Origin of the sequence: Nostoc sp. ChiQUE01b (assembly GCF_034531255.1) — a bacterium.
Classification (GTDB): Bacteria; Cyanobacteriota; Cyanobacteriia; order Cyanobacteriales; family Nostocaceae; genus Nostoc.
Window position 1 is genome coordinate 87,714 of record NZ_JAVRBM010000016.1, and the last position, 20,092, is coordinate 107,805.

Here is a 20,092-nt window from a genome sequence, read left to right on the forward strand (position 1 = left end):
CTATTTCTCCTCTACGCTCATGCCCCATGCCCCACACCTTTCAGGAGTGCTGAGTACTGAGTGCTGAGTGCTGAGTGGGGAATTTCACTTCTTTACTCTTTACTCAGCACTCGGAACTCGGAACTGTTTTGCCCTATGCCCAATACCCAACAACTAATGATTCAATAGATTTAGGAACTATTCTGGAGAGCAAGAAATGTTTGCAATTGTATCTTATGTCGTCTTCTTGGGTTTATTCTTTGGCTTATCTGTAGGTTTGCTGTTCGGTCTGCGGACTGCCAAAATAATTTAATCGAGAAGTATATTCAATCCAAGACTCTTGTGGGGCGGGCATCTTGCCTGTCCTCAGTTTATTAATATCCGATAAAATCCTCACTTTTTCACCAAGTTTACCTCGATGCACTTGGTAGAAGCGTTGTCGGCTTTAGTCTGTCGGTACTTACTCTGTGATGTTGACAAGAAGTTAATTGTTTTTTCCTAAAGTATTGTTACCGCATCGTGATATGATTCAGCTGACTGAATGTGCAGTCATCATATTTAACTGTACTGGTTTCAAGTCCCGTGAGCTTGTCTGACGAATCAATTGCGCCCACTCCGACAACGCAACAAGATGCTAAAACTGGTTCTGAAGACACAGAATCAGGTAACTCCATGCAAGAGTTCTATCAACTCTTCCAGCGATTGTTGGCAATCACGCTTGTCTTGACGGGGGTTATTTTTATCTCTGTGTGGATTTTTTATTCCTTAAACATTGCCCTAAATTATTTAATTGGGGCGTGTACAGGTGTGGTTTACTTAAAAATGCTGGCTAGAGATGTTGAGCAGCTTGGTAGTGAAAAAACCAGTCTGAGTAAAACTCGTTTTGCTCTATTTATTGGAGTCATGATCGTGGCAACTCGATGGCGTGAGCTACAGATTCTGCCCATTTTTTTGGGATTTCTAACTTACAAAGCCACGCTCCTCGTCTATATGGTGCAAATTGCGTTCATTCCTGATTCTTAAAAAGTCAGGCTCACAAAGATAGTAATCCCATCCTCGCTCGTTGGGGAAAATGCTTGAAGAATGCAAATGCTTAGTGTCTTAAACGCCTTTAATTCTTTTCCCCTCGCCGAATTAGAAGTAGGTCATCATTTCTACTGGCAGTTGGGCAATCTTAAAATTCATGGGCAAGTTTTTCTCACCTCATGGTTTGTGATTAGTATTCTAGTAGTGGCTTCAATAGCTGCTACTCGCAATGCACAAAGAATTCCCAAGGGCATCCAGAATTTGATGGAATACGCCCTAGAATTTATTCGTGATTTGGCCAAAAACCAACTTGGTGAGAAAGAGTACCGCCCTTGGGTGCCATTTATTGGTACATTGTTCTTGTTTATTTTCGTATCGAACTGGTCAGGCGCACTAATTCCCTGGAAGCTCATCAAGCTACCTTCGGGCGAATTGGCAGCTCCCACTAATGACATCAATACGACTGTTGCATTAGCACTGCTGACCTCTTTAGCGTACTTTTACGCAGGTTTTAGCAAACGGGGTTTAGGCTACTTTAAGAAATATATAGAGCCAACACCTGTTTTGTTGCCGATCGCAATTTTAGAAGATTTCACCAAGCCCCTCTCACTAAGCTTCCGGCTATTTGGTAATATTTTGGCGGATGAATTGGTAGTGGCGGTGTTGGTGCTGCTAGTTCCTCTATTTGTACCTCTGCCTGTAATGGCCTTGGGTTTATTTACCAGTGCCATTCAAGCCCTGGTTTTTGCCACCCTCGCCGGAGCATACATTCATGAGGCAATGGAGGGGCATGGTGGAGATGAACATGAGGAGCATTAAACTTCTCAGTTGATAGCACAGTTCCCAGAGCATTTTCGCTCAAAACATCGCAAAGCGCGATCAAAGAACTCATGTGCAGCGTGAAAACCACGTTTCTAATCGTTAACGTAATTGTCTGTTAGTTTTGTAATCAAAGCAAGGAAAATCAACATGGATCCATTAGTTCAGGCTGCTTCAGTTCTCGCTGCTGCTTTAGCGATTGGTTTAGCTGCAATTGGCCCTGGTATTGGTCAAGGAAACGCTGCTGGACAAGCAGTAGAAGGTATTGCTCGTCAACCTGAAGCAGAAGGAAAAATTCGCGGTACTCTGCTATTAACCTTGGCATTCATGGAATCCTTGACTATCTATGGTCTAGTAATTGCCCTGGTATTGCTGTTTGCTAACCCCTTTGGTTAATACCTGAAAATTTTGTGAGTGTGGAGACGTGAATCATCACGCCTCTACAATCGAAAAATTTTGGGTATCTTAATAGTTCTAATGTTCAGTTGACTAACAATTTTAGATTTTAGGTCGCACCTTTGGTGCGCTTCCAGCGGAACTTGGATTTTGGATTATCAAGAGTTTTCGGTACATGCCTCTGAGCTATGGCTGCTCTAAAATCTAAAATCGTCAATCTAAAATCCAAAATTACCTGACCCTTATTGGCTATGGGTCTCTAAAATATGAAAGGTTGGATGATGTTGCTAGCCACGAAAACTGCTACTCCAGCCAAAGAGGAGACAAATGTTTGATTTCGATGCTACCTTGCCCTTCATGGCATTGCAATTCCTGCTACTAGCAGCTTTGTTGAATGCAATTTTCTATAAGCCACTGACCAAGGTACTAGACGATCGCGATAATTATATCCGAACAAATACCTTGGAAGCGCGGGAGAGCTTGGCTAAAGCCGAGCGCTTGGCTACCGAATACGAGCAGCAACTCGCAGACGCTCGCAAACAATCGCAAGCTACTGTAGAAACAGCTCAACTAGAAGCTAAGAAAATTACTGCCGAGAAAATCGCTGAGGCCCAAAAGGAAGCTCAGACTCAACGAGAACAAGCTGCTGTTGAAATAGAACAACAAAAGCAGGAAGCTTTTCGCACCTTAGAGCAACAAGTTGATGCTCTAAGCAGGCAGATTCTAGAAAAACTATTGGGGCCAACTCCAGTTAGATAAACTAACTAGAATGGTTCTGTGAAAGCATACGTGCAACTGGCCCCCTAGTCCAGAGCGCTTAATTAAGTGTCAAAAAAGGCACTTTTTCCCCTTATGGGGAAAGATACTTAATTTCCTTACGGGGAAAAGATACTTAAATTTCCTTCGGGAAAATACAACATATTAGCAAGCGAGCAGCGCACTTGTAAATGGGTATCATGGGGACATTCTTATTACTTGCCGCAGAAGCGAACGCTGTTCACTCTGAATTGGCAGAAGGCGCAGCAGAAGGTGGTTTCGGTCTAAACCTAGACATTTTTGAAACCAATCTGATTAATCTAGCGATTCTGATTGGCATATTATTCTACTTCGGACGTAAAGTTTTAAGCAATATCCTGAACGAGCGACAATCCAATATTGCCACCGCAATTCAGGAAGCAGAAGGGCGCTTAAAAGAGGCAAGGACTGCCCTTTCCCAAGCGCAAGAGCAGTTGAAGCAATCTCAGGCAGAGGCAGAACGCATCCGCCAATCTGCCATAGAAAATGCCCAAAAGACGAAAGAAGCCTTGTTAGCGAAGGCAGTGCAAGACGTAGAACGCTTGAAACAAACAGCAGCAGCAGATTTAAACACCGAAACCGATCGAGCGATCGCTCAACTGCGACAACGAGTTGCTACACTAGCATTGCAAAAAGTCGAATCGCAACTCAAAAGCGGGATTGCCGACGATGCTCAACAAAGTTTAATTGACCGCAGCATCGCACAACTGGGAGGCAATGTATGACAAGTCAGGTAGCGGCAATCGAAGTAGCCCAACCTTATGCACAAGCACTTTTGTCAATAGCTAAATCAAAAAATTTGACAGAAGAATTCGGGGAAGATGCGCGTACTTTCCTGGGATTGCTCAAAGCAGACAAACAGCTACATAACTTTTTCAGCAACCCGTTTATTCAGTCTGAGAACAAAAAAGCTCTGATCAAACAAATACTCGGTGAAGGCTCTAATCCCTACTTACGCAATTTTTTGCTGGTACTGGTAGATAAACGGCGGATTGCATTCTTGGAAGAGATTTTTCAACAGTATCTGGCGCTGTTGCGGCAGTTGAATCAAACCGTATTAGCGGAAGTAATTTCAGCCGTTCCCCTCACAGAAGCTCAACAGCAGGCAATTATCCAAAAGGTCATCGCCATCTCAAATGCTCGCCAGGTAGAACTAGAAACCAGGGTAGACAGCGAGTTAATTGGTGGTGTGATCATTAAAGTAGGCTCGCAGGTAATTGACGCTAGTATCCGGGGTCAGTTGCGCCGCCTTTCATTGCGCTTAACTAATAGCTAGAAAGTTAGGAGTTAAAAGTTAGGAGTTAGGAGTTAGAAGTTAGGAGTTAAGTAAACAGTAATTTATTTTGACTTTTAACTTTTAAGCTTTACTTTTTAACTCATCACTCTTAACTCATCACTCCTAACTCTTGAATTTTTCCGTCTCGAAAGCAAAAAAGATAGACACATGAGCATATCAATTAGACCTGACGAAATTAGCAGCATTATCCAACAACAAATCGAGCAATACGATCAAGAGGTCAAAGTTGCTAACGTTGGTACCGTTCTCCAAGTTGGTGACGGTATTGCCCGGATTTATGGTCTGGAAAAGGCTATGTTTGGGGAACTTTTGGAATTTGAAGATGGTACAATTGGCATTGCCCAGAACTTAGAAGAAGACAACGTGGGCGCGGTGCTGATGGGTGAAGGGCTAGAAATTCAAGAAGGTAGTTCTGTAACAGCCACTGGTAGAATTGCCCAAATCCCAGTAGGAGAAGCCCTAGTTGGACGAGTTGTAGATGCCTTGGGTCGTCCTCTCGATGGTAAGGGAGATATCAAGTCCGCAGACAGCCGTTTGATTGAATCTCCAGCACCCGGTATCATTGCTCGTCGGTCTGTACACGAACCCATGCAAACGGGTATTACAGCTATTGACTCAATGATTCCCATTGGTCGCGGTCAACGGGAATTGATTATTGGCGACCGCCAAACTGGTAAAACTGCGATCGCGATCGACACCATCATCAACCAGAAAGAAGAAGATGTAATTTGTGTTTACGTTGCAGTCGGTCAAAAGGCTTCCACAGTCGCCAACGTGGTACAAACATTGCAAGAAAAAGGCGCGATGGATTACACCATCGTCGTCGCCGCTAACGCCAGCGACCCAGCAACCCTACAATTCCTCGCTCCCTACACAGGCGCAACTATTGCTGAGTACTTCATGTACAAAGGCAAAGCTACCCTGGTAATTTATGATGACCTCTCCAAGCAAGCCCAAGCTTATCGCCAAATGTCACTACTGCTACGTCGTCCACCCGGACGCGAAGCTTACCCCGGAGATGTATTCTACATCCACTCTCGCTTGTTAGAAAGAGCCGCAAAGCTGAGTGACGAATTAGGTAAAGGCAGTATGACCGCCCTACCAATTATCGAAACCCAAGCTGGTGACGTTTCAGCGTACATCCCCACCAACGTAATTTCTATTACCGATGGTCAGATATTCCTCTCTTCTGACTTGTTTAACGCTGGTATCCGTCCGGCTGTTAACCCCGGTATTTCAGTATCCCGCGTGGGTTCTGCCGCTCAAACCAAGGCAATGAAAAAAGTTGCCGGTAAGATTAAATTGGAACTAGCCCAATTTGACGACCTGCAAGCCTTCGCACAATTTGCTTCTGACTTAGATAAAGCCACTCAAGACCAATTGGCACGGGGTCAACGGTTACGCGAACTCCTCAAGCAGCCACAAAATTCCCCACTCTCGGTATACGAGCAAGTAGCAATTTTGTATGCTGGTATCAATGGTTACTTAGATGATGTACCTGTAAATCAAGTAACCAGCTTCACAGCAGGTCTACGTGAGTACTTAAAGACTGGAAAAACCCAGTATGTCCAAGGAGTACAAGCATCTAAAGCATTAGGTGATGCAGAAGAAGCTGCCTTGAAGGAAGCACTTACCGAATACAAGAAGACCTTCAAAGCTACAGCTTAATAGAGTGTTGAGTGCTGAATGCTGAGGAGCCAGTGCGTTGCGGAGGTTCCCTCCGTTGTAGCAACTGGCGTTGCTGAGTGAGAAGAGGAGTCAAGAGTGAAGATACATGAGCATGATGCTTACAAGTTCTCACATTTCCAATTTTTATGAAGCTTGGCATTCAGCACTTTCTACCACTCAGGACTCAGAACTCAGGACTCAGAACTTAAAGTTATGGCCAATCTAAAAGCAATACGCGATCGCATTCAGTCGGTCAAAAATACCAAAAAAATCACAGAAGCCATGCGCCTAGTTGCGGCAGCTAGAGTGCGTCGGGCGCAAGAACAAGTGCTAGCAACTCGCCCCTTTGCCGATCGCTTGGCACAAGTATTATATGGTTTGCAAAGCCGTCTGCGCTTTGAAGAAGCAAACCTACCACTACTGAAAAAACGCCAAGTTAAGTCAGTCGGATTGTTGGTTATTTCAGGCGATCGCGGTCTATGCGGCGGCTACAATAGTAACGTTATCCGCCGTGCAGAAAATCGCGCCAAAGAAATCAAGGCAGAAGGTTTAAACTATCAATTTGTGCTCGTCGGACGCAAAGCTACACAGTACTTTCAACGCCGCGATCAGCCAATTGATGCCACCTACAGCGGCTTAGAGCAAATTCCCACCGCAGCAGAAGCCAATCAGATCGCCGATCAACTACTTTCCTTGTTCCTTTCAGAAGAAGTCGATCGCATTGAATTAATTTATACCAGATTCCTTTCCTTAGTTAGCTCCCGTCCTGTGGTGCAAACCTTATTGCCCCTCGATCCCCAAGGTCTAGAAGCAGGCGATGATGAAATCTTCCGCTTAACAACCCGTGGCGGGAAATTTGAAGTCGAACGGGAAAAAGTGACTAACCAAGTCCGCACGCTGGCTCCTGACATGATTTTTGAGCAAGATCCCGTGCAGATTCTCGATTCTCTATTGCCCCTCTATCTGAGTAACCAGCTATTGCGGGCGCTACAAGAATCGGCAGCTAGCGAACTAGCAGCCCGGATGACAGCTATGAGTAATGCCAGCGACAATGCTGGTGAACTGATTAACACTCTTACTCTGTCTTACAACAAAGCCCGACAAGCAGCAATTACTCAAGAACTGCTTGAGGTTGTTGGTGGTGCTGAAGCATTAACTTAGGAAATTATTATTTGTAGTATGTTGTAATATAGAGCCAATTGCTAGCTGTTTTGAGATTAGCAATTGGCTATTTTTATTTGGGAATCTTCAACTAGATGACATTGATGGCATATGGCCCCTTGTGTACCGAGGTTTATGATATCACCAAGCGCATTGGTGGAACGTATCCGGATATTCCCTACTACATCAAACATCTTTCCTTAATCAAGGGTAGAATTCTAGAAGCAATGGTGGGGACAGGAGGACTACTTATCCCGCTGCTAGAGGCTGGCATTAATATTGAAGGTGTTGATACTTCACCGGATATGCTTGCTGTTTGCCGAAAATACTGTGCAGCAAGGGGGCTGAACCCTATTCTCCATCAAGGTAGTATAGAAAATCTTGACCTTCCTGGTAAGTTTAGCGCGATCGCAGTTTCCTTCGGCTCATTTATGCTGCTAGAAAAACGATCTGCTGCTATTGCTGCCTTACAAGCTTTTGCTCGACATCTTGAGCCGCAAGGACGAATTTTTATTGATTTGCAGCTACCCATCGAAGATTTTAAGACAGAGAATACTATTAAGCAGCGATTGCCAATTACCTGTCCTGATGGATCGATAATTCTCTTACAATCCACATCTGAGATAGACTGGTTCAATCAACTCAACATGACTATAACTCGTTACGAGAAGTGGAAAGATGGCAAACTTGTGGCCACCGAACTACAACGTTTTCCTCTACATTGGTTTGGGCGCGATGAATTCATCATGTGTTTGCAGGAAAACGGCTACAAAGACATCACTCTATGTGCCAACTATACTGACGGTCTACAGCCAAGCTCCTACAAAGATACCCTGTGTTTCTCAGCAGCACTAACAGAATAAAATTTCGCCACAACACTGATCGCCTCTAACCTCGTGACACAAAAAGATGTGCTACTTCACAGGCAAAGTTAGGCAGCAATGGCGATGTAATCACATCATCTACTAGCAATCTCATAACCAGTTTTAACTGAGCATTGTCCCGTCGATAGACTTCAATTCTTTGAGCGATGCGATCAATAATCCAATACTCCTGGACTCCCTGAACCGAATCCATTCGTTATCGGGTAATGCTGCAACATCTTGAATTATCCACCGAACTCTGCTTGTAGTCTGACTCATGACAGTTAAGCCTCGCTAAATCCCACACTAAAAGATTGCTGAATTCTGAATTCCTCTTTTTAATATTTCTTTGTCATCCTGTAACACATTTCCCTAACAACAAGCTATAATATGTATAGCACATGGGTCCGTCACGGTTTCGACAGGTTGGCGAACGCTGCTCTGTGATTCAGGTCGAGAGTGAGTCTCCTCTCGGAAATCAAAGGCTCAAAACAAAAGTAAATGCGAATAACATCGTAAAATTTGCTCGTCGGGAAGCTCTAGTAGCAGCCTAAAACACCTCTTACAGGTTCGAGCGTCTTTAGTTTGACTCCGTTAAGGACTGAAGACAAAACCCCAACGGATGCTCTAGCAAGCGTTCTCTGGTTGGCTTGCTGGCTAAGATTAAATCAGAGCATCCTACGTTCGGGATAATGAACGATTCCCGCCTTGAGGGTTAGATAGGCTAAACCTGTGAATGAGCGGGGGGTCAATACCCAATTTGGACAGCAGTTCGACTCTGCTCGGATCCACTAAAAATAACTAACAAATCCACCTAAGCATTAAAGTTTTTGGTGGATTTTGTTTTCATAGGTGAATTTTGCAAATACACCTGACTAGCAGAAATCGTGGCTACGCAATCGTCTAACTATCTCAACAAATGGGTGTCAATCTCCGGTGCATTTTTCTGGAGATCATTCAATAAAGCGATGCCTACGGCAGTAAACTACGCACATGTTCAGCATTACGTAAATGCCTTCGTTGCGTATTTGGTTCTGGAAGCATCCCACCGCTATGGTGAATACCAACTACCTGAAAATTATCATCGAAAACAGGCGACCCTGATGAACCTGGTTCTGTTTACACCTATTCATTTCTTAAATTTAGACGTTTTTGCTAGAACCTTTTTCAATTGGCAGAACGCACTACACGAATTAGTTTTGCTTGTAAGGGTTCTGATGCAATTATTGCTTCGTTAATCCGCGTTGCCATTTGATATCTATTAGTATCATTAGTGCAAACAATAATACCTATATGGTTTGGTAAACTTTTATGTAATCGGATAAAATTTTGGCGATTGAGGGTAATAACAACTCGATTGTCACAAACTGCAAAGGTTAAAACCTCTTCATCAGGAATTCCCAGATTTGCATTTCCAGCTTCTTGTACTGTTAAAACATCATGTCCCATTGTTCGCAACAGTTCACTCACTTTCCGTGGGAACTGCTCATCAGCATATAAACGCGCCATGATTTAAGCAACCTTCATTAGCGTGGATAGCAGCTTCAATTTCTTCAAGATAAGCATCTGCATATATCCAAGCGTTAACTAAATCGGCTGCACTAATATGAGGATAATCTTGCAAAAGTTGTGCTTCAGTAATGCCAAGACAACGCGCTTCAACTAATAGCCAAATACCAATCCGGGTTCCAGCAATACAAGCTTATCCACCGCAGACACCAGGGGTTTTAGTAATACCTTTAGCTCCAATATTGATAGTTTGAGTTAGACTTTGGATAATTGCTGCTTTTTCTGTTGGGGGTAGTGCTAGAACTTGATTTTCTAGTTCTTGGAGAGTCATAAAGCAACTGGCTAAATTTTTACTGTACTTGCTTAATTGTAGCCACTGGGATAGGATGAACAGCCGCAACTGTGATACCCCTTATAATATTAAGTTCTATAGCTTCTTCAAATTTAACAACGTTGTAAGTGACGCACTTACGTACAAGTATATTGTAGGTAGAAACTGCTGATGATTTAAAATCGTAAGCGCGATCGCATATCTGATAGTTTACTGCACATCTAGACCCAGTTGCGATCGCGCTGATTCAATGAATAAACAACGTAGCTTTCCAGTCTCAGTATTTGGTGAGGGTAGATGCAAAGCAGCTTCCGTTAACTAATGTTGTGTTTCTGGGTTTGTTTGCGTGCGCTTCCACACCTCTTTCCCCTTTTTTTCAGTACCCGTCGTAGTCGATCGGCACTCAAGTTTACTTGACGCTCAGATGCAAGCTTTTTTGCTAATTGTTTAGAGTTATAAGTCTCTGACTCTTGAGCTAAACAATTTTCCAGATAAACCAAATCTGATTCTGAATATCGAGGTTTTCCTCCTCGACCAGGAGCATCCCATAAACCTGCTAAACCCATCTTTTCCCAGCGATGAAGGGTTTGACGCACTGTTGAAATCGCCCAGTTCAAGCCTTTTGCAATTTGCTCATTTTTTAAGCCGCGAGTATTCAGCAGTAAAACTTGAGCACGATCCTTAGTACGTTGAGGAACATCTTTGGCTTTTCTCAACTCTTCTAAAGTCAGCTTTTCTTCTTCTGTGAGAAACACTTTTAATCGGCATCCCATAAACAATAACCTTTTACACAATCAATTTTTGTCATTTTTGTATCTATTTACGTCTGTATACTTAATTACTTAGGTATTTCATCACACATTCTAAAAAGCTGAACTACAAGTATTAAGGATGTCGGCGTTTATAAAGCTACTACGCAATAAGTATTGGCTTGAGAATACTATCAAAGTTTGCAATTTTTCATTAACAATAAATTTTTATAAAAAGTTAGGCACATTAATATGACACCATTAACCTATATAGGCAAATTTATCCGATAGCCTTAAGCTGTAGCTTGTAGCTATAACAATAAGAATTTGTTAGCGTTGTCTTGATTAATGTTTAAAGTAGATCATAAAGGACTGTATCATTAAATTCCTGAGATTATTCCTATGCTTACGGAGGTTTATCGAAACTTTAAGAATTATTTTTATGCTAGTTTCCATTTAGATGAGCAAAAATATATCTACAAGCCTGGTTCCTTTTTATTCAACTAGTCTCTGGAAATTTGCCTTGATTATCTCAAAAAAAATATCTCTTTTATCAACTTTACATAAAGTTTATATTCCATGCCACTATATTTTTGATTAAGACAACAATATATTCAATATTCATTGAATAAACTAATTTTAACAGCTTATTTGATACTTGCGGAAGTCTAATGTGGTTTGTCCTACCTTTCCTACCTTTCCTACTTTTCCTACCTTTCCCACCTTTCCTACTTTTCCTAATTTTCCTAATTAAGGGAGTACACGAAAAACATAAATTTTTCTCCTTTATAAATATATTTTCTGACAATATTAAGTATTAAAAGTCATTTAGACTTGTAGCTCGACCAGGAATCTAAATATTATTTAAATTATACTTGTCTAGTTAAAAAATATAATTACTATGATATTTATGAATTAAGATCAAAGCAAAATAGTAGCAAAAACAAGTACTCAGTAAAAAATTTAGGAATAAGTTAATATTTAGGATATTGTTTGAGTTATATTTTTTGCTAAAAAACAGCAATAATTGATACAAGCTAGATTTGTCAAAAACTGATATTTATTACAACTTCAAATAAAAATAATAGAGACAATGGGGGTAGAAGAAAAACCCTGTTAATTTGCGCTCGGAGACGAATAATGGTAGCGATCGCAGAGAACGTTCAGCATCGGCTAACTATACAAACTGTAGAAATTGCCCCTAACACAACGGCGATTCGCTCTCTTGATTGGGATCGCGATCGCTTCGATATCGAATTCGGACTGCAAAACGGTACAACCTACAATTCATATCTAATTAGGGGCGAACAAACAGTTTTAATTGATACTTCTCACCAGAAGTTTCGCGATCTGTATTTAGAGACCCTTAAAGGTCTTGTCAATCCCAAAACAATTGATTACATAATTGTCAGCCACACAGAACCAGACCATAGCGGCTTAGTAGAAGATGTCCTCCAGTTAGCTCCTAGAGCTACCGTTTTAGCCTCAAAAGTTGCGCTTCAGTTTTTGGAAGGCTTAGTACACGATCCTTTTTCCAAGCGGGTTGTGAAAACTGGCGATCGCATCGATATAGGCAAAGGACACGAAATGGAATTCGTGAGTGCGCCTAACCTGCACTGGCCGGATACAATCTTTAGTTTTGACCGCAAAACCCAAATTCTTTACACCTGTGATGCTTTTGGGATGCACTTTTGTGACGATCGCACCTTCGACGAAGATTTAGAAGCGATCGAAGCTGACTTTAGATTTTACTACGACTGCTTGATGGGCCCTAATGCTCGTTCGCTGCTGAATGCGATGAAGCGGATGGGCGAGCTTGGAAAGATTAATATTATCGCCAATGGTCACGGCCCCTTATTATACCACCATTTAGATGTTCTGACCGGGTGCTACGAAAATTGGAGCCAAAAACAAGCGAAAGCAGAAACAACAGTTGGCTTGTTTTTTGTCTCAGAATATGGGTATGGCGAGCGCCTTGGTCACGCAATTGCCGAAGGTATACTGAAAACTGGCGTTGGGGTAGAAGTACTGGATCTGAGTACTGCCCAGAGCCAAGAAATTCAAGAACTAGCCGGGAGAGCCGCAGGCATCATTATTGGTATGCCCCCAACTACCTCCGCCGCCGCCCAAGCTAGTATCAGTTCGGTGCTAGCTGTCGCCAAGAACAAGCAACTGATTGGGCTGTTTGAATGTTACGGTGGGGATGATGAACCCATTGATACACTCCGCAGACAATTTCTTGACTCTGGCATCAAAGAAGCTTTCCCACCCATTCGGATTAAAGAGGCTCCCACAGCATCAACATTCCAGTTGTGTGAAGAAGCGGGTAAAGACATCGGACAATTGCTGGTGCGCGATCGCAACATCAAGCAAATCAAGTCCCTTGATGTCAACATGGAAAAGGCATTGGGTCGCATTAGCAGTGGACTATATATAGTCACTACTAAAAAAGATAATGTCTCAAGTGCAATGCTGGCATCCTGGGTAACGCAAGCGAGTTTGCAACCATTAGGATTGACAATTGCCGTTGCTAAAGACCGCGCCATTGATTCCTTAATGCAAATAGGCGATCGCTTCGTCCTCAACGTTTTGGAAGAAGGCAATTATCAAGAACTCAAGAAACACTTCCTCAAGCGCTTGCATCCTGGCGCTGACCGCTTTGCAGGAGTGAAAACTCAAACCGCGAAAAACGGCTCCCCGATTCTAACTGATGCTTTGGCATACATGGAATGTGAAATACAGACCAGCATGGAATGCAGCGACCACTGGATTTTATACTGCACCGTCCAAGAAGGTCGTGTCTCCAAAAACGATGGATTGACAGCCGTTCGCCATCGCAAAGTAGGTAATTACTACTAAGAAAGAGGGAATGGGGAGTAGGGAGTAGGGAGTAGGGAATAAAGACGCAAAGGAGCTTATGAGTAGAGGAGAACTTGTACAAGTCTTTGCCTGTTCCCCACTCCCTATTCCCCATTTCCCACTCCCACTCCCCACTCCCCACTCCCTACTCCCTATTCCCCATTTCCCACTCCCCACTCCCCATTTCCCACTCCCCACTCCCTATTCCCCATTCTTCAACAGCTATGACCAATTCCAAGCCACGCGACGTACAAGTTTTACCAATTGCTACAAATACTAAGGCAATCAGAGCGCGTAGTTGGTCACGTCTGCGGTTTGAAATTGAATACGCACTTGAAAGAGGTACTACCTCCAATTGCTATTTAATTGAAGCTGATAAAACCGCACTTATCGATCCACCGCCAGAAAGCTTTACTGAAATTTATTTAGAGGCGTTGCGGCAGACTTTAAATTTACAAAGTTTGGATTATATCATCCTGGGTCATTTTAGTCCCAATCGAGTTGCAACCCTCAAAGCAATTTTAGAACTGGCACCACAGGTAACTTTTGTCTGTTCTCTTCCCGGTGCGAACAATTTGCGTGCTGCTTTCTTAGAGCAAGATTTAAATGTCTTGGTAATGCGGGGGAAAGAAACTCTGGATTTAGGCAAGGGTCATGTTTTGAAATTCTTACCCACTCCTAGTCCGCGTTGGCCGGAAGGACTTTGTACCTACGATCGCCAAACCCAAATTCTCTACACAGATAAGTTATTTGCTACTCATCTCTGTGGTGATGAAGTGTTTGATGATAATTGGGAAGCGCTTAAAGAAGACCAGCGTTACTACTTTAACTGCCTGATGGCTCCCCAAATTCCTCATGTGCAAGCAGCTTTGGAGAAAATATCAGATTTGCAGGTGAGAATGTATGCTGTGGGTCACGGGCCTTTGGTACGCACCGGCTTAATTGAACTTACCAAAGCTTATGGAGAGTGGAGCCGTTCTCACAACGATCGCGAGATTTCCGTTGCCTTACTTTATGCTTCAGCTTACGGAAATACAGCGACATTAGCACAAGCGATCGCTCTGGGACTAACTAAAGGTGGAGTCGCAGTCAAATCGATTAACTGCGAATTTGCTACCCCTGATGAAATTCGCATCAACCTCGCACAGTCAGAGGGTTTTATCATTGGTTCTCCTACCATCGGTGGTCATGCACCAACTCCCATTCATACTGCTTTAGGGATTGTGTTATCAAGCGGTGACAACAGCAAACTCGCTGGCGTATTTGGTTCCTATGGCTGGAGTGGCGAAGCATTTGATTTAATCGAAGGTAAACTCCGGGATGCGGGATATCGCTTTGGCTTTGACACCCTGAAGGTGAAGTTTAAACCTGATGATGTCACTCTCAAGTTCTGTGAAGAACTCGGTACAGACTTTGCCCAAGCACTGAAAAAGGCTAAAAAGGTACGCGTACCACAACAAGCTGCTACTCCAGTGGAACAGGCTGTTGGCCGGATTGTTGGTTCCGTCTGCGTGGTGACAGCTAGACAAGGAGAAGTGTCTACCGCAATGTTAGGCGCTTGGGTTTCTCAAGCCACCTTCAACCCACCCGGATTAACTGTGGCGATCGCTAAAGACCGAGCGATCGAATCTTTGATGTATCCCGGCGGTAAGTTTGCCTTAAATATTTTACCTGAAGGCAATCATCAAGATTACATGAAGCATTTCCGTAAATCTTTCGCGCCTGGGGAAGATCGATTTGCCAACTTTAGTACAGCAGTTGCAGATAACGGCTGTACCATCCTCACTGATTCATTAGCATATTTGGAATGCTCAGTCAACCAACGTCTGGAATGTGGCGATCATTGGGTTGTGTATGCAACTGTGGACGAAGGGAAATTACTCAAGCCTGATGCTGTTACTGCCATCAACCATCGGAAAACTGGCACTCATTATTAGATACTGAGAAGTTTAACTTAACGAAATAGCCTTAGTACAATTTTGCGTAAAAGCGTAGCGTTTTTAATGCAGGGGGATGCAATGGCATTGTAAGGGCACGCATTAACATTGTATCGAGATGCAATGGCATTGCAGAGGGACGCATTAACATTGTATCGAGATGCAATGGCATTGCAGAGGGACGCATTAACATTGTATCGGGATGCATTGGCATTGCAAGGTATTGCCTTTCTTTAATTCGTACCGAATTCTTTGCGTACCTTTGCGCTCCTACCCTACGGGAAGGCGTTCGCGTAGCGTCTCGTAGAGAAGCGCCTATGCGTTTAAATTTCAACCCTCAATTCGCCACGATTTTATGCAAAGTTGTACTTAGCTCGTTTGCGTAGGTGCAGCTCGCCTTCGGCATCGCGGGTACTAACCCTACCCGTGATGGCAGCAATAGTACTGAGTTTGGTATATCGACCTGAGGTTGGGAATTTGAGCAAACTTTTAAGCCTTACACGCCACTTTTATTATTTTTCACCAAAACTGTTAAACAACAACAACTAGCAGCTAACTTTATTGGACTCAAAGCTTCACTTTTTAACACAATAAAAGCCCCTAATCCTATAAGAACAAAAGGCACAATATTATTACCATAGCGAGTCAATACATCAGCTATTACTCTGTATTTAATTAATTTGTATGCTGCATAGCACCAAATTCCTAACAAGAGAAAAAATAATCCGATAATTATTAAAAAACTTTCTAAATTGCTACTAGCAAATAACGGCACATAGACACTAATATTGTCACTACCATTTGCAACTGTAACGGCTGCCACACTGTAAGTTTGAGGAGATAGAAAACTACTAATTGTTGATGTTTCAGTTTCTTCCGTTGTAGCTACAACTTCTTCTAATGCATCTTCTTCCTGATTGACTAAGCTGCTAATACCTATGGCAATTGGTAGTAACCCAAGTAATCCAATCCAGCTTTTTGATAAAACTAACCCACCAAATAAACCAGAAAGGCTAAGGATTAACAAAACTGTAAAACCTAGAAACTGACCGACAACTATATGCCTGCGGCGAAAGGTAGCATTTATTTGAGAAAAAAACAATAATAGAATAACAATATCATCAATGTTAGTGGCAATGAACGCAAGTGACCCTGTACTAATTGTAGTAACTAACTCGTTCATATTTTATGATAAACATAGATATGCTTTTATCTTGCAGGGAGCATCTCACCTGAGACATTTCTAGAAATTAAATATGCAGATGAAGGCATTTTTCTTGCGATTGATGGAGTTGGAATTGCCGTTTGAGAATGCTTTTTCTGCCCATCAGGAATTACATTAGTTTTTTACACCAAGGTAGTCATGAGAAAATGATACTTTTTCAAGCTCTGTTAATTCTCGTAGCCATCTTCTCAAGTCTCTGGTGATTTTTTTCTCCATTCTCCCCTAGATAACTGCTTGCTTTTGTCAATTTTTCTGTTACGAAAGATGTTTATAATGCATAGCTTTTTAAAGGGGGTTGGGGGGATCTAAGACTTTGAAAACACGCCCTAGCCCCTCCCGTTGAGTGAAGGGGAGACGCCAGGTGCTATGTAGCAATTTGTGGTACTGACACCTTCACCGGCATTTTTTTGCTAAAAGACAGACCGTTCTCATTTTTGTCAATGATAATCGTATCTCCAGAGATAAAAGTATTTTCCAATAATTTGGTGGCGAGGGGGTTTTCTACTTCTCGCTGAATTGCCCGTTTCAGTGGGCGGGCACCATAAACTGGGTCATAGCCTGATTCAACAAGGTGATCGCAGGCTGATTGGGATATTTCAAAGAAGATTTTTTGCTCGCGGAGGAGATTTTCTACTCGCTTGAGTTGAATACGGATGATCTGCCGCATTTCCGTGCGATTTAAGGTATGGAAGAGAATAATATCATCAAGGCGGGTGAGAAATTCGGGGCGGAAATGCGATCGCAAAGCATCCATTACCCGCTTTTGCATCATTTCATACTTGGAATCATCACCAGATATATCTAAGATATGTTCGCTACCAATGTTACTGGTCATCACAATGACAGTGTTACGAAAATCTACCGTCCTTCCTTGAGAGTCAGTAACTCTCCCATCATCCAACACCTGCAATAAAATATTGAACACATCGGGGTGCGCCTTTTCCACTTCATCCAACAGCACCACTGAGTAAGGACGGCGGCGAATCGCCTCGGAAAGTTGACCACCTTCTTCATATCCTATGTATCCTGGAGGCGCACCCACTAAGCGAGAAACTGAGTGTTTTTCCATATACTCAGACATATCCAAGCGCACCAATGCATCATCAGAATCAAAGAGAAACTGAGCTAAAGCACGGGCGAGTTCGGTTTTACCCACACCTGTGGGGCCCATGAACAAAAATGAACCAATGGGACGAGAGGGATCTTTCATCCCCGCACGGGCGCGGCGAATCGCGGCTGCTACTGCTTCTACAGCCTCTTCTTGCCCAATGACTCGTTGATGCAAATGACTTTCTAATTGCAGTAATTTTTGTCGTTCCGATTCCAACAAGCGATTAACGGGGATTCCTGTCCACTTGGCAACGATTTCGGCAATATCGGCTTCGGTGACTTGTTCTCGCAGCAATGTGGAACCTTGGTTTTGAATTTCTAAAAGGCTGGCTTCTTTGGCTTCGCGTTCGTGCTGTACTCCTTCCAATTTGCCATATTTCAGTTGGGCAGCTTTATTTAGGTCATAAGCACGTTCCGCCTGTTCAATTTGCACTCGCAACGCATCTTCTTCTTTCTTTAAGGCGCTTATCGCCTCCAACATCTGCTTTTCACCTTGCCATTGCTCATTAAATATTTGCTGTTTTTCGGTTAAATTGGCGATTTCTTGCTCAATGCGCTGCAAACGTTCTTTCGTTTGGAGAGTACCCTTTTCTTCGCCAGCTAATGACAGCTTTTCCATTTCTAACTGCATGAGGCGGCGATCGATTGTTTCCAATTCGGCTGGTTTGGAGGTAATCTCCATTTTCAACTGTGCTGCTGCTTCATCTACCAAATCGATCGCTTTATCTGGTAAAAAGCGATCGCTAATATAACGGGCTGACAGAGTTGCTGCTGCTACCAAAGCCGAATCAGAAATTTTGACGTTGTGATGCACTTCATAGCGTTCTTTCAATCCCCGCAGAATCGAAATAGTATTTTCTACAGTTGGCTGATCGACAAATACTTGCTGAAAGCGGCGTTCTAGGGCGGCATCTTTCTCAATGTGTTTGCGGAACTCATCTAGGGTAGTTGCACCAATACAACGCAATTCTCCCCGCGCCAGCATTGGTTTGAGCAGATTTCCCGCATCCATTGCCCCTTGTTGGCTGGAACCTGTACCGACTACAGTATGTAGTTCGTCAATAAATAAGACAATTTGACCGTTAGATTCCGTAACTTCCTTGAGGACAGCTTTCAGGCGTTCTTCAAATTCTCCTCGCAATTTTGCCCCAGCAATTAAACTACCGATATCTAAAGAGATGAGTTGGCGGTTTTTTAAAGATTCAGGAACATCACCGTTTACCATCCGTTGTGCTAATGCTTCGGCGATCGCAGTTTTACCTACCCCAGGTTCACCAATGAGTACGGGGTTATTTTTGCTACGACGAGACAATACTTGAATTACCCGTCGAATTTCGTCATCCCGCCCAATTACTGGGTCGAGTTTTCCCGCTTTTGCCTGTTCTGTCAAATCTCTGCCGAATTTTTGTAAGGCGTCATAGCGGGATTCTGGGGTTTGATCTGTTACCTTTTGGCTACCACGAATAGTTTTGATAGTAGCTTCGAGTTTAGGTGCATCTGCATTCAAGCCTTTGAGTATCTTTCGTCCAATGCGATCGTCTTCAGCAAAGGCCAAAAGTATGTGTTCCACGGAAATGTAGGAGTCTTTCATCCTGGCTCTAGCTTCCTCGGCTCGGTCTAGTAAAATATCTAAATTGCGGCTAAGGTAAAGCTGATCGCTTTTACCAACTTTCGGCTGGCGTTGGGTAAAAGCTTCTAGCTGCTGCTGCAAGCGGATTGGATCGACCTCAGATCGAGCCAGGATACGTATTGCTAGACTAGTGGGTTCTTCTAACAGGGCAATAATTAAATGTTCAACATCTAGTTGCTGTTGTTGATAAGCACGGACTATATCCTGAGATTTAACAATTGCTTCCCAGGCTTTATCAGTAAATTTATTTGGATCTGTAGGTTGCATCTTTAAAATTTTGAAATTTTGATTTTTAGTTTAGGGATTGAAGATTGGGAGTCCTGAGTTAGGAGTTAGGAGTTAGGAGTTAGGAATTCTCCCCTCATCTTCCCCATCTCCAGTCCTTAATTATCCAAACATTCAAGAGCGTTTTATCCGCGTGTATCTCCGGTGGCAATTTGGGCTTGGCAATTGATGATAGTTTAATCCATTGCCTATTTCCTAATTTAAAACGAAAATACTGTTATGAGCAGAACTTTCCCCAATGGTATTATTGGAGCGATGTCTACGAGGGGCTATGACGCTCTCTACGAGACGCACTCGCGTTCGCGGACTTGCTATTAGTGTTGCTCATCAAGGACAGTATTGGGGTAATACTAATAGGATTTACGTAGAGGAAATGCCCTAACCCGCCTAAAAAGGGAAAAGTCTCGCGCGTCTTCTGGGTTTACTGACACGAGACGACAGTGTGCAGGAAAA

Annotated in this window: 17 protein-coding genes, 1 other RNA gene and 1 pseudogene; 13 read left to right on the top strand and 6 right to left on the bottom strand. The window is 43.0% G+C overall.

All coding sequences use genetic code 11. The features are described from left to right. Positions 1 to 196 precede the first annotated feature (196 nt). From petL to RMY63_RS13430, 10 genes are all read left to right on the top strand, one after another. Complete coding sequence (petL, locus tag RMY63_RS13385) at positions 197 to 292, top strand: cytochrome b6-f complex subunit PetL (RefSeq protein WP_084227316.1); 96 nt, start codon at positions 197 to 199, stop codon at positions 290 to 292. A 269-nt stretch (positions 293 to 561) separates the two neighbouring features. Beyond that, the gene (locus tag RMY63_RS13390; RefSeq protein WP_322729169.1) at positions 562 to 1,002 is read left to right on the top strand and encodes an ATP synthase subunit I; all 441 of its coding nucleotides are present in this window, start codon (positions 562 to 564) and stop codon (positions 1,000 to 1,002) included. A gap of 60 nt (positions 1,003 to 1,062) precedes the next feature. Then, a complete protein-coding gene (atpB, locus tag RMY63_RS13395; RefSeq protein WP_175586935.1) occupies positions 1,063 to 1,824 on the top strand; it encodes a F0F1 ATP synthase subunit A in 762 nt (253 codons plus the stop codon). A 150-nt stretch (positions 1,825 to 1,974) separates the two neighbouring features. After that, a complete protein-coding gene (gene atpE, locus RMY63_RS13400) occupies positions 1,975 to 2,220 on the top strand; it encodes an ATP synthase F0 subunit C (protein WP_012411162.1) in 246 nt (81 codons plus the stop codon). A 327-nt stretch (positions 2,221 to 2,547) separates the two neighbouring features. After that, on the top strand, positions 2,548 to 2,979 hold the full coding sequence (locus RMY63_RS13405; RefSeq protein WP_322729170.1) for a F0F1 ATP synthase subunit B': 432 nt from the start codon (positions 2,548 to 2,550) through the stop codon (positions 2,977 to 2,979). A 188-nt stretch (positions 2,980 to 3,167) separates the two neighbouring features. Continuing rightward, complete coding sequence (locus RMY63_RS13410; protein ID WP_322729171.1) at positions 3,168 to 3,740, top strand: F0F1 ATP synthase subunit B; 573 nt, start codon at positions 3,168 to 3,170, stop codon at positions 3,738 to 3,740. Beyond that, positions 3,737 to 4,291 (top strand): ATP synthase F1 subunit delta, encoded by a 555-nt coding sequence (atpH, locus tag RMY63_RS13415; RefSeq protein WP_322729172.1) that lies wholly within the window; start codon positions 3,737 to 3,739, stop codon positions 4,289 to 4,291. The genes RMY63_RS13410 and atpH overlap by 4 nt, the downstream gene beginning before the upstream one ends. A 168-nt stretch (positions 4,292 to 4,459) precedes the next feature. Beyond that, complete coding sequence (gene atpA, locus RMY63_RS13420; RefSeq protein WP_322729173.1) at positions 4,460 to 5,980, top strand: F0F1 ATP synthase subunit alpha; 1,521 nt, start codon at positions 4,460 to 4,462, stop codon at positions 5,978 to 5,980. A gap of 213 nt (positions 5,981 to 6,193) precedes the next feature. Further along, positions 6,194 to 7,141 (top strand): F0F1 ATP synthase subunit gamma, encoded by a 948-nt coding sequence (locus RMY63_RS13425; protein WP_322729174.1) that lies wholly within the window; start codon positions 6,194 to 6,196, stop codon positions 7,139 to 7,141. Between the two features lie 95 nt (positions 7,142 to 7,236). Further along, the gene (locus tag RMY63_RS13430) at positions 7,237 to 8,004 is read left to right on the top strand and encodes a class I SAM-dependent methyltransferase (RefSeq protein ID WP_322729175.1); all 768 of its coding nucleotides are present in this window, start codon (positions 7,237 to 7,239) and stop codon (positions 8,002 to 8,004) included. Between the two features lie 25 nt (positions 8,005 to 8,029). Here the strand turns inward: RMY63_RS13430 and RMY63_RS13435 are convergent, their stop codons facing one another. Further along, positions 8,030 to 8,218: a Uma2 family endonuclease gene (locus RMY63_RS13435; RefSeq protein WP_322729176.1), complete on the bottom strand. Its 189-nt coding sequence runs from the start codon at positions 8,216 to 8,218 to the stop codon at positions 8,030 to 8,032. A 189-nt stretch (positions 8,219 to 8,407) separates the two neighbouring features. Here RMY63_RS13435 and ssrA point away from each other — a divergent pair. Further along, positions 8,408 to 8,798, top strand: a transfer-messenger RNA (tmRNA) gene (gene ssrA / locus RMY63_RS13440). 373 nt (positions 8,799 to 9,171) lie between these two features. Here ssrA and RMY63_RS13445 read toward each other — a convergent pair. The 3 genes and pseudogenes from RMY63_RS13445 to RMY63_RS13455 form a co-directional block, all read right to left on the bottom strand. After that, on the bottom strand, positions 9,172 to 9,513 hold the full coding sequence (locus RMY63_RS13445; protein ID WP_322729177.1) for a DUF5615 family PIN-like protein: 342 nt from the start codon (positions 9,511 to 9,513) through the stop codon (positions 9,172 to 9,174). After that, positions 9,494 to 9,844: pseudogene (locus RMY63_RS13450) on the bottom strand (DUF433 domain-containing protein). The gene RMY63_RS13445 and the pseudogene RMY63_RS13450 overlap by 20 nt, the downstream one beginning before the upstream one ends. A 314-nt stretch (positions 9,845 to 10,158) precedes the next feature. Then, entirely contained in the window at positions 10,159 to 10,617 is a 459-nt protein-coding gene (locus RMY63_RS13455) for a helix-turn-helix domain-containing protein (RefSeq protein WP_322729178.1), read from the bottom strand. Positions 10,618 to 11,733: 1,116 nt separating this feature from the next. Between RMY63_RS13455 and RMY63_RS13460 the strand changes: the two genes are divergently transcribed. Continuing rightward, on the top strand, positions 11,734 to 13,452 hold the full coding sequence (locus RMY63_RS13460; RefSeq protein ID WP_322729179.1) for a diflavin flavoprotein: 1,719 nt from the start codon (positions 11,734 to 11,736) through the stop codon (positions 13,450 to 13,452). Positions 13,453 to 13,676: 224 nt separating this feature from the next. Beyond that, positions 13,677 to 15,389: a diflavin flavoprotein gene (locus RMY63_RS13465; RefSeq protein WP_322729180.1), complete on the top strand. Its 1,713-nt coding sequence runs from the start codon at positions 13,677 to 13,679 to the stop codon at positions 15,387 to 15,389. A gap of 496 nt (positions 15,390 to 15,885) precedes the next feature. Here RMY63_RS13465 and RMY63_RS13470 read toward each other — a convergent pair whose 3' ends face one another. Further along, positions 15,886 to 16,572, bottom strand: a complete 687-nt coding sequence (locus RMY63_RS13470) for a cadmium resistance transporter (RefSeq protein ID WP_322729181.1) — start codon at positions 16,570 to 16,572, stop codon at positions 15,886 to 15,888. Between the two features lie 406 nt (positions 16,573 to 16,978). Then, complete coding sequence (clpB, locus tag RMY63_RS13475; RefSeq protein WP_322729182.1) at positions 16,979 to 19,621, bottom strand: ATP-dependent chaperone ClpB; 2,643 nt, start codon at positions 19,619 to 19,621, stop codon at positions 16,979 to 16,981. Between the last annotated feature and the right edge of the window lie 471 nt (positions 19,622 to 20,092).

Coding starts and splice junctions, on each gene's coding strand:
- atpB (WP_175586935.1), top strand. CDS start 1,063: ATGCAAATGCTTAGTGTCTTAAACGCCTTTAATTCTTTTCCCCTCGCC.
- RMY63_RS13465 (WP_322729180.1), top strand. CDS start 13,677: ATGACCAATTCCAAGCCACGCGACGTACAAGTTTTACCAATTGCTACA.
- RMY63_RS13435 (WP_322729176.1), bottom strand. CDS start 8,218: ATGGATTCGGTTCAGGGAGTCCAGGAGTATTGGATTATTGATCGCATC.
- RMY63_RS13430 (WP_322729175.1), top strand. CDS start 7,237: ATGACATTGATGGCATATGGCCCCTTGTGTACCGAGGTTTATGATATC.
- RMY63_RS13405 (WP_322729170.1), top strand. CDS start 2,548: ATGTTTGATTTCGATGCTACCTTGCCCTTCATGGCATTGCAATTCCTG.
- petL (WP_084227316.1), top strand. CDS start 197: ATGTTTGCAATTGTATCTTATGTCGTCTTCTTGGGTTTATTCTTTGGC.
- clpB (WP_322729182.1), bottom strand. CDS start 19,621: ATGCAACCTACAGATCCAAATAAATTTACTGATAAAGCCTGGGAAGCA.
- atpE (WP_012411162.1), top strand. CDS start 1,975: ATGGATCCATTAGTTCAGGCTGCTTCAGTTCTCGCTGCTGCTTTAGCG.
- atpA (WP_322729173.1), top strand. CDS start 4,460: ATGAGCATATCAATTAGACCTGACGAAATTAGCAGCATTATCCAACAA.
- RMY63_RS13410 (WP_322729171.1), top strand. CDS start 3,168: ATGGGTATCATGGGGACATTCTTATTACTTGCCGCAGAAGCGAACGCT.
- RMY63_RS13445 (WP_322729177.1), bottom strand. CDS start 9,513: ATGGCGCGTTTATATGCTGATGAGCAGTTCCCACGGAAAGTGAGTGAA.
- atpH (WP_322729172.1), top strand. CDS start 3,737: ATGACAAGTCAGGTAGCGGCAATCGAAGTAGCCCAACCTTATGCACAA.
- RMY63_RS13425 (WP_322729174.1), top strand. CDS start 6,194: ATGGCCAATCTAAAAGCAATACGCGATCGCATTCAGTCGGTCAAAAAT.
- RMY63_RS13455 (WP_322729178.1), bottom strand. CDS start 10,617: ATGGGATGCCGATTAAAAGTGTTTCTCACAGAAGAAGAAAAGCTGACT.
- RMY63_RS13460 (WP_322729179.1), top strand. CDS start 11,734: ATGGTAGCGATCGCAGAGAACGTTCAGCATCGGCTAACTATACAAACT.
- RMY63_RS13470 (WP_322729181.1), bottom strand. CDS start 16,572: ATGAACGAGTTAGTTACTACAATTAGTACAGGGTCACTTGCGTTCATT.